Below are 9,964 nucleotides of genomic sequence, written 5' to 3'. Positions count from 1 at the left end.
ATTTCGGCAAAACCAACGTGCGTTTCGCTATTGCCGCAGAGCAACCAGAACTCAAATATTTTACGAAACGATCATACCTGCGAGGTTCGCCTGAAGAGATGCATCGGCAGATTGTTGAGGGTGTGGATAGGGCTCTGAAGGAAACAGGAAATAAACGCCACGATATTCTCGGAATCGGAATCGACGTGCCGGCGGTGGTCAACCGTGAGACCGGAGCTATTCTATGGGGTCCCGATTGGGATTTCATGGAGGGTATCTCGCTAACCCGGCCGATCGCGGAACGCTTTGGCGTCCCCGTCGTGGCGGATGTTGATACTGTGGCGGCAACCTGGGGTGAGCATTGGGCTGGAGTCGGAAAGACCTGCAATCGTTTTGCTGTCCTGACTTGGGGCACCGGCCTGGGCGCCGGACTGGTGATTGACGGGGAGGTGCAGGAATACCCGGACAACCTTTTTCCTGAATTTGGACATTCACGGGTCAGCGATGACGACTGGCCCTGCCTGTGCGGAGCCAGCGGCTGCGTAGATGCCCTGGTGAGCGGTGGTGGCATTGCTAAACACGGACGCCTGGCCGTCCAGAGTGGCAGCCAAACCCTCCTACGGGAAATGTGTGGCAACGATCCTGAGAAGGTGACTTCCCATATGGTTTTTGAGGCGTCCGAAGGTGGCGACGAGGTGGCAATAGCGATACTGAAACGAGTTGCGGTTCTAATCGGCCGCTTATGTGCCAATCTGGTTTTGACGATGCAACCGGAAAAAATCGTGATTGTGGGCGGACTTGCCGAACGGTGTGGTTGGGTGCTGGACACCATCAACCAAACAATGCGAGACAATTGCTGGTTGCTTTTCAAGGACCTGACGAAATGCGAAGTCATTGCTTCCAGCCTTGGTGACACCGTGGGTGTCCTGGGAGCCATCTGCAAGGTTCGCAGAACTATTGAAAAACAGGAATTAAGGAAAATTACCCTATGAACATGATAACAAAACTTGCGGCATTTGCCCTGTCCATAGGGCTGATTGCCGGTTGCGGAGGCAACGGAAAGGATGGTGCAAGCGGCGCAAAATCCATTACCCTGGGCTTGTCCTATGATTCTCTGGAATCGGCATGGCTGGTTGTGAATCACTCAGCAGTAATCGAAGAGGCGGAGAAAAGGGGAGCGAAAATAATTTCAGTTATGGCGGAAGGTGATGCTGCGAAGCAAAACGTCCAAATTGAAAATCTGATCGCACGGCGGGTAGACGCCATTCTTTGCTTTCCCAAAGATAGCTCCGCCGTAGTTAAGTCCATCAAAAAGTGTAAGGCGGCGGGTGTGCCGATTGTAATGATTAATCGATCCGTATCCGGTGATATTCTGCCCGATGTCCAGGTAATCGCGGACAATAAGGCCCTGGCGAGTGAGGTTCTGAATGCCTTTGCCGCTATTGCGCGGCGCGAAGGAAAATCATACAAGGTAGTACTTTTGATTGGTAACCTGAGTGATGAAAATGGTGCGCTCCGTAAGACTGGCCACCTTGATGCAATCGCCAAGAATCCGGATGTGTTCAAGCTGTTGACTGAAGTCCCGACCGAGTGGAAGCTGGATACGGCCCTGAAAGGGCTGCAGAATGCCTTGCAGGCGAATCCCGATGCGAACCTCATTGTTACACCTTCTGATTATCTGTGGCCTCCCATCAGGTCCGTTCTGGAGCAGCATGGTCGTTGGGCGAAAATCGGAGAGCCTAACCATTTCCCCGTGGTCAGTTTTGATGGCGATGAAACGGGAATGCAGTATTTGAAAGATGGTTACAATTGGGCGGATGCTGCACAAGATGCTATTTTGGAAGCCCAACTTGCCGTTGAGTGGGCGTTTAAGCTTATAGAAGGCGAGACTCCTCCTCGGAATATCATCTACGACGAAGGTCAGATAGTAACGATTGATAACTTTAAAGAGGCCGCGCCCACGGTCTGGAGTTACTCTCTGCTTAAGTAGTAATCCATTTAATGGAGGGACTGTGTCCCGGCACCTGTATTGAAGCCCGCAATCTGAATGAAAGTTACGACTCCTAGATTGAAAAATCATTTATCAGGCTTGTTTCGGGATATGCCGATATTGCCGCTGCTTATCGTGTCTTTTGTTCTGGCGATCTTCTTTGTGCCCCACTTCTTCTCGGTGTATAATCTTAAGAATTACCTGCTGCAATCAGCGGATCTGTTAATCATCTCCTGCGGGCTAACCTTTGTGGTGCTCAATGGCGGGATTGATTTTTCGGTTACATCCATCCTGGCCCTGGGAAGTGTTGTTGGCGCTTATATTATGGCTTTGTCTCCCCTGGCAGGGCAGCCGGCTCTGTCCATACCCATTGCCATTCTGGCTATGATGAGCATCGGTGTGTTGGTGGGTTTGTTAAACGGTTTCTCTGTTGTAAAACTAAAAATGCCTTCCTTTGTGGCAACCCTGGCAACGCAGCTGATCGTCTTGGGGCTCGCGGTTCAGTTTGCGAGTATGGTTAGTGAAAGCTCTTCCATAACGGGATTGCCAGAGGCATTTTTTGTGCTCGGAGGGGAAGGGAAATATTTTCTAGTACCTATTCTGATCGCCTTCTCCATCTGGCTCATTTCGAACTGGCTGTTGAATCGTACGATATTCGGAAAGCGCGTATTTGCGATCGGGGTCAATCCGAAGGCTTCCTTCATCTCGGGCATTCCGGTGAAGAAAACCATCATTATGTTGATGGTGATTTCCGGGCTTCTTGCAGGGATCGCAAGCATTATCGCAACCGCAAGAAATCAGGTGGGTATGGCCTCTCTCGGCGATCAGATGTTTCTCACCACCATAGCCAGTGTCATTGTAGGTGGAACAAGTACCTCCGGAGGATTTGGAGGTGTGAATAAAACGCTTCTCGGGGTTTTGTTTATCACCCTGCTTAACAATACGATGAATCTTCTCGGAGTTGGCTGGTACACTATCATGATCGTGCTTGGCGTGTTAGTCGTGGTGTCCGCCATGTCATCCTATGTGCTCAACCATCGGAAAAGAGTAAGTTAAGAAACGCAGGAATGCTATGTCGGACATCGTACTTAATATAAGAAATGTGAGGAAAAGCTTCACGGGTGTCCAAGTGCTTCATGGACTCAATTTTGATTTGAAGAAAGGAGAGGTCCTGGGCCTGATAGGGGAAAACGGAGCGGGTAAATCAACCCTGATGAACATAATCGGTGGAGTGCTGCCCATGGATTCCGGGAGCATGGAGCTGGCCGGCGAACCGTATGCACCCCGAAGTCCTTTGGTGGCCACGGAAATGGGTATCGCATTCATACACCAGGAGTTGAACCTGTTTACTAATTTAACCGTAGCGGAGAACCTGTTTATTGATTGTTTTCCCAAAAACCGTGTCGGGGCCATCGACCGGAAAAAGATGCGAAGATTGTCGGAAGTGTGCATGGACCGGTTTTCCTTGCCGGTGACGCCCGATACAAAAGTGCGATCCCTCCCTACCGGAATCCGCCAGATGGTGGAGATTTCAAAGGGCCTGATGAAAAATGCCCGGATCATGATTTTCGATGAACCAACGACATCGCTTTCCAGGAGAGAAAAAGAGGATCTCTTTAAAACCATCGATGACCTGAAGGATAAGGGGATTTCCATCATCTACATCTCGCATATCCTGGAAGATGTTTTCCGCTTGTGTGATCGAATTACCGTGTTGCGGGATGGTCGGATCATCGAAACCAAAGCGACGACTGAATTTTCCGAAAGCGAGCTTATTAAATGCATGGTGGGCCGTGAAATGACCCAGGTCTTTCCGTCAATCGAAAAGGAAATTCAGGACACCGTTCTTTTAGATGCGAAAAACATCCGGTGCGCCGATAAAGTAAAGGGAGTATCTCTCAGCCTCAAGGCAGGTGAGATAGTGGGCTTGTACGGATTGATGGGGGCTGGGCGAACGGATCTTGCGAAGGTTTTGTTTGGGGTGCAGCCAATGGATGAGGGTGAAGTCACACTCCATTCCCGAAAACATTCTCATTTAAATCCCGAAGTGTGTATCAAGCAAGATGTGGCGTTTATCACCGAAGATCGGCACCATGAGGGTTTGTTAATGACCAAATCGATAGACGAAAACTTAAGCCTGGTGAAGATGTCCCGGCTGTCGAATCGGATCGGGGTAGTCGACGTAAAGGAAAAGGAAAAACATAATCTCAAGGCCATAAAGGACCTTAAAATAAAAGTATCGGATTATAGACATCAGTTGGCAAACAGCCTTTCAGGTGGGAACCAGCAAAAGGTGGTTTTCGGGAAATGGGTTATGAATGACCCGAAAATATTTATACTCGATGAACCAACCCGCGGTGTGGACGTCGGAGCGAAGTTCGAGATTTATTCCATTATTATCGACCTGGCGAAAAGCGGATCGGCCGTGTTGTTCATATCGTCTGAAATCGAAGAGCTCATTGGAACCTGCGACCGTATACTGGTTATGAAAGACGGTCGTGTCACCGGTGACATCCCGAAGTCGGAATATGACCGGGAGAAAATTCTGCAGTTGGCCCTGCTTGGAAAATAATTAGCGCATGCAATCCAATAAACGACGACACGGTTCCGAATATTTGTCCTTACTGACGCGGTATGGCATCTATGTCGTGTTCGTACTTTTGCTGATCGCCTTTTCTTTGGTCAACAGCCGGTTCCTGACGATCGCCAATATTTTGTTGATTCTGCAACAAGCATCCCCATTGGGAATCGCTGTAGTCGGCATGGTTTTCGTGCTTCTGGTTGTGGGAATCGACATCTCTGTCGGGCGCAGTATGTTTTTTATTTCCACTCTTGTCGGTTATCTGGTTACAACCACCCACCTGATTCCGGAGGCCTATTTTGCCGATGCCAGAGGCCTCTGTCTGGTGCTCGGCATCGTCCTGACCCTGGGTTGTGCGGTCGGATACATCAACGGGGTGTTGGTGACGCGGTTTTGCATACTCCCCTTTATTGTGACCCTGGCCACTGGAAGCATCCTGAGGGGCTTGGGATTAAAACTTTCCGGCTCTGCCTCCATCAATGTATCCGTGCTGGGTGGATTGTCGAATGGCCGATTGGGGCCGGTTCCCTATGTGCTGATCATTTTCATACTGGTCTTAATCGTGTTTGATTATGTATTGCGTCATACGGCCTATGGCCGCCACCTGCTAGCCATAGGCGATTCCCCCGGGAATGCGGAACGCACTGGAATCAAGGTTAACCGCAACATCATCATCGCCTACATGGTATGCGGCGGGCTGGGTGCTCTGGGTGGCATATTGTCGGCGGGACAGATAGGAAGCGTAGCTGCCGGTTTCGGCGAAGGCAATGAATTCATTGTCATCTCCGCCGCAGTTCTCGGAGGAACTAGTCTATTCGGGGGCAAGGGGAATATAATCCCGGGTGCGATAATTGGCATCCTTCTCATAACGACCATAATGAATGGATTGGCGATGATGAATGCGTCTCCCTTTCTTTATACCATAGTAAGAGGCGTCATCATCTTTTTCGCCATAGCACTCGACTCAATGCAGCATAAAGGAGAGTTGCGTTAGCGTTTTTTAATAAGACTTACCAGCGAATTGTCGACTCATGGAAAATCGAAAACCAAATTGGTTGAGGGTAAAGATTGCGGGTGGAAACGGCTTTAACGAAACACGCGAGATTGTAGAGAGCCATTCACTGCACACGGTATGTGAGAGTGCCCGTTGCCCCAATATGGGGGAATGTTGGTCGCGAGGAACCGCCACGGTTATGATACTTGGGAATGTCTGCACACGCTCCTGCGCTTTCTGTGCGATCCAAACTGGCCGTCCGTCGGAGCCCGATCTGGGTGAGCCTGCTCGGGTAGCCGAGTCGATAGCCAGGATGAATTTGAAGTATGTCGTAATCACTTCTGTTGCAAGAGATGATTTGATGGACGGCGGTGCTTCTGTCTGGGCTGCAACAATTCGTGCCGTCCACCACCGAATACCGGAATGCGCGGTTGAAGTGCTTACTGCTGATTTCCAAGGCCGGCAGGAGCATCTAGATGTTGTACTGGATGCCTGTCCCAATATATTTAACCATAACCTGGAAACAGTGAAGCGCCTCCAAAGACCGATTCGCAAGACCGCCCGTTATGAGCGGTCCCTCTGGGTTCTGGAGCATGCCAAATCGCGGGGCTTTATAACTAAGTCAGGCATCATGCTTGGTATTGGCGAGAAGGAGGACGAGATCAAGGAAGTCATGCAGGATATTCGCAACGCGGGGGGGAAATAGGGGGTCATATCTTGGATTTCGACAAATAAACCTCCACAAGCTTCCACTCCTTTTTGCTTTCTCCACGGGAAAACCTCCAATATATCAGGGGACCATATCAGGGCAAATCATGGGGCGAACCAAGTTGTTTAGCATTGACCGTTAAACTATCGCTTCAACCGGGAGGGGACTAACCGATAGGGTCAATAGTCAATGGTCAAGTTTCTTGTAGAGGGGAAGAATGGCGGTTGCCTCAGGAAGCGGCTTCGAATGGTGTGGGGGATCTACCTTGGATCTCGAGGTTTTACTGAGGCGTATAGAGGTCGGTTTAAATTTCCGATATCAAGAAAACGAAAAGCTTCGTTGTCATTTAAAGCGTATCGCGAACAGATCGGCGTCTTTGAGGAAGAAGCGAAGGCGGACTGGTTTTTCGGCCAAGTTGGAAAGCGAAGGGGTGTTATCCCACTGAACGGTGCGTTCGATTTCGTCGCCGAAGATGGGGAGGCAATCGGAGAGGGTAAATCCGGGAATGGGTTGGCCGTTTTGGTCTTGGATTTCAACACGGATTTCGCCGGCGGCGGAGCTGGCGTAGTTGATCGTCAGCGCTTCGCCGGAGAAGGTGAATGGTTTGGTTGTTATTTCACCTCCTTGATAGGGAGCGGAGAGGGAGGCAAAGCCGTCGAGGCGTAGGGAGTAGCGTGTCATGTGAGAGCTGTCCTGTCCGTAGTGAGACATGCGGTACATGAAGAGCTGTCGATCATTCCCTTGAATTACGCCAAGGGCCGGTGTATTGTCACGGGCTACCCAGTCTTCCAAGGTTTCTCCTGGACGGATGAAGGCTTCCATGAATCTGCGATCATAGCGGTTGCCACCGCGTGTGCTCATGAAGATCGAATCGCTGGAAGCTTTTCCATAGTCTGGATTGTCGACCAGTTTTGCTGCGACGTCTTTACTGAGAGCTGCCTTGTCGGGAAAAAAGCGTTTGGCCAAAGCGATATAGATATGAGGCGCACGGATGTACGGATGCGTGCCGTTGGTATACAGGTGTTCCTGAGGCGTATTACCGTAGGTCATTTCCTCTTTGGGTTCCCAATGGATGAAATCCTTGGACGTGGTACGAGCGATCGTGCGGAAGCCGGAATATTCGGTTCCTGTCCAGGTTCGGAAATAGCAGACGTATTGTTTTTCGCTGGTTGACCAGAAGGCGACGTTGTGGGAATCGAACATTCCGTCAGTGAAGAAGAATCCGTCTTTCCAGCGTTTCCAATGTATCCCGTCGGCAGATGCGAAGGATACCAGGCCGTCTTTTTTCTCGCTGGCGATAGCTTTAAAACGTTCTGACTTGGGAACGCCAGGTCGTGAATCGAGAAACGGACTGAAGTTATGAGACCATACTTCCTTCTCCATGAGAATCACGTTGTTGTCCCGAGTGCCCATGACCTCGTAGAGTCCGAGGTTCGGCTTGGTCCAGGTGATGCCGTCACTTGATTCGGCATAGCAGGTCACCGCGTGCATTTTGTCTCCAACCGCGGGAAGTCCCCGGTAATACATTCTATAAATTTCACCGTCCTTGATCACGGTTGGGTAGGCGGACCAGTTTCCTTCCCAGGGTTTGTCGAAATAGAAGGCAACACCCTCACGGTCCGGACGGTGCATCTCCTGGCGAACGTTTTCCAGTTTATCGATGAGAAAACCGTCGACAAAGAGCTCGCGCCGGGAGCCGATGCTGATGACTTCATCTGCTTGGTCTTCATAGCCAGGGAGATTCCAAATAGTGCCGAGTATGCCGGGCTTTTTCCGGTTGGGGTGGGGTGGTCCTGCTTCCGGCTTAAAACCTGGTTCCACATTTTGTTGGTAATAGACCGTAAGTATTTTCCCCGGGGAAAGCTCAATGGAAACCGGGTAACCGAGATCCTTATTGGGTGCATCGTCACGTAAGATGTATTCATTGGCCAAGCTCCAATTCACGCCATCCTCGCTTACGCAGGCGCGTTGGCCGTAGGGAGGTCGACGATGACCGTAGGTGCAAAGCACGCGACCGTCCGACAGCAGGGTGAGGTGCGGAGGGAATCCCCAGAGTGGCGTTTCGTAGGGTGGGGCCCAGGTCCTGCCATGGTCGTCGGAGTAAGTGCCCCATAAGTTGCATAGCGGGGATTGATCGTCATAGGGTTTTGCGGTGGCCCGGGTCATCAAGATGACGCGTCCGCTCGGCAATTGCAGGATGTGAGGTTCGCCAAATCGAATGTTGTCCGAGACCTCGGGTGGCGTCTCGATGGTTGCGATGTGTTCCCAGGGTGTTTCCGGATTCGGCGTGGCATAAATGCCAAGTTTTTCCGGACTCTCACGATAGGAGGCCACCAGTAGTGAACCATCGGCCAGTTGGATGCCGCCATGGATGGAATCGGTTCCGGGTGTGGGAGAGGACCAGGTGTAACCGTTATCGGTGGAAATCGTTTGCCAGGCACGATGGAGGTGGTCTGCGTTTTTATAATCCTCCCTGGTTACATAGTCAGCCCAACGCGTGATCAACTCTGGTGGGTAGGACGTGGCTGGCATAGTGGTGTAGGTGGTGTCCGGAAATTTAACCGAGCGGAGATGTGTAAGCAGCCGACCATCCCGTAACACGGTTAGGCCAGACTCACGGTCGTCCACAATGGTATCATAAACAATGGAGGGTGGTTGCCAGGTTTCTCCATTGTCGGTCGATCGAACTTGAAGAATCTCCCCGTTGGGAGACATATGTTCTTCGGTCCTTGTAAATTGAACTAGAAGGTCACCGTTTTCCGCCCGGGCAATCGCCGGCCAAGCGGAATAGACATCCCGCTTTTCGTAGATGCTGAAGTGCTTGTCGATTTCAGGATAGGAGGAGCCCGTGAGAAGTGGTTGCCACGTAATGGTTGTGGTCAGGAGAGTAACACAGAAGAGATAAAAGCGCGCCTTGGGGTTCATAGCTCGAAGGTAACGGGTTGCTTCCAGACACTGAAACAGTGCGGAAAGTTTACAATACAATTGGGTTGCACTAATGATCGCAGGCCGAGCTAAATGACTCCGGTTAATCGCTAAGTTCTCCAATCCAGCGGCAGGAAGTTAGATGTGGAAACCACAAGAAGCGCAGAAGGCACAAAGTCTGACACCAAAACCCGCGTGTCTGGATTTTGAGCGGCGTCTTGTTGGAATTTGAGTAGTTGATCTTACGCCGTCGTTGAAGAACTATGGCGAGATCTGCGAGAAGGGTTCATCGTCATGGGGGAAATCTATCTTTTAGTAGTGGAGATCTAGATGGCTCGTAGCAAACAAGATTTAGGATCCTGATTTATTTTTTCTCTTCTTTTTTTCAACCACCGATACCATCACTGATGAGCACTGATGGCGGTTAAATTTATATAGCCTAACCATTTCATGGATCAGTGTGAATCTTTACTACTATCCGGCAGAATCTTGTTTTTTAAGCAAAGTATTCATATCGCAACCAATCACGGTGACCTCGCGAATAGATGGTATTAAAATAAGTTCGAAGAAAAATACTTAAACTACGAAAAGCACTGAATTACGCAAAAAACTGAAGGCTGGATCCGTTTGAAAAGAAAATAGTAACCACGAATGATTTTGTCTTTTTTCATCAGTGAAAATCAGTGTCATCAGCCGTGCCGTGACGTAGCCTGGGCGGAGACTGGTGGTTAAAATTTGTATCTTTTCCTTTTGAGAAATTGATTCGCTAAAGGAATGCGGAAATAA

Annotated in this window: 6 protein-coding genes and 1 pseudogene; 6 read left to right on the top strand and 1 reads right to left on the bottom strand. The window is 50.2% G+C overall.

Annotated features, from left to right (window positions below; translation table 11 throughout):
* From O3C43_07055 to O3C43_07030, 6 genes and pseudogenes are all read left to right on the top strand, one after another.
* A partial coding sequence (locus O3C43_07055) for an ROK family protein (GenBank protein MDA1066244.1) occupies window positions 1–971 on the top strand: 971 nt, incomplete at its 5' end.
* Complete coding sequence (locus O3C43_07050) at window positions 968–1,969, top strand: sugar ABC transporter substrate-binding protein (protein ID MDA1066243.1); 1,002 nt, start codon at window positions 968–970, stop codon at window positions 1,967–1,969. The genes O3C43_07055 and O3C43_07050, both read left to right, overlap by 4 nt.
* Window positions 1,970–2,047: 78 nt before the next feature.
* Entirely contained in the window at window positions 2,048–3,025 is a 978-nt protein-coding gene (locus tag O3C43_07045; GenBank protein ID MDA1066242.1) for an ABC transporter permease, read from the top strand.
* Window positions 3,026–3,071: 46 nt separating this feature from the next.
* Entirely contained in the window at window positions 3,072–4,541 is a 1,470-nt protein-coding gene (locus O3C43_07040; GenBank protein MDA1066241.1) for a sugar ABC transporter ATP-binding protein, read from the top strand.
* Window positions 4,542–4,548: 7 nt separating this feature from the next.
* Entirely contained in the window at window positions 4,549–5,544 is a 996-nt protein-coding gene (locus O3C43_07035) for an ABC transporter permease (protein MDA1066240.1), read from the top strand.
* A 37-nt stretch (window positions 5,545–5,581) separates the two neighbouring features.
* Window positions 5,582–6,229 (top strand): annotated as a pseudogene (locus O3C43_07030) (lipoyl synthase).
* A gap of 366 nt (window positions 6,230–6,595) precedes the next feature.
* On the opposite strand, the gene O3C43_07025 reads toward O3C43_07030, so the two are convergent.
* Window positions 6,596–9,178, bottom strand: a complete 2,583-nt coding sequence (locus tag O3C43_07025; GenBank protein MDA1066239.1) for an exo-alpha-sialidase — start codon at window positions 9,176–9,178, stop codon at window positions 6,596–6,598.
* Window positions 9,179–9,964 lie beyond the last annotated feature (786 nt).

This window comes from Verrucomicrobiota bacterium, assembly GCA_027622555.1.
GTDB lineage: Bacteria > Verrucomicrobiota > Verrucomicrobiia > Opitutales > UBA2995 > UBA2995.
The sequence above is the reverse complement of the archived record's forward strand: the minus strand, read 5'-3'. Positions and strand labels throughout refer to the sequence as shown.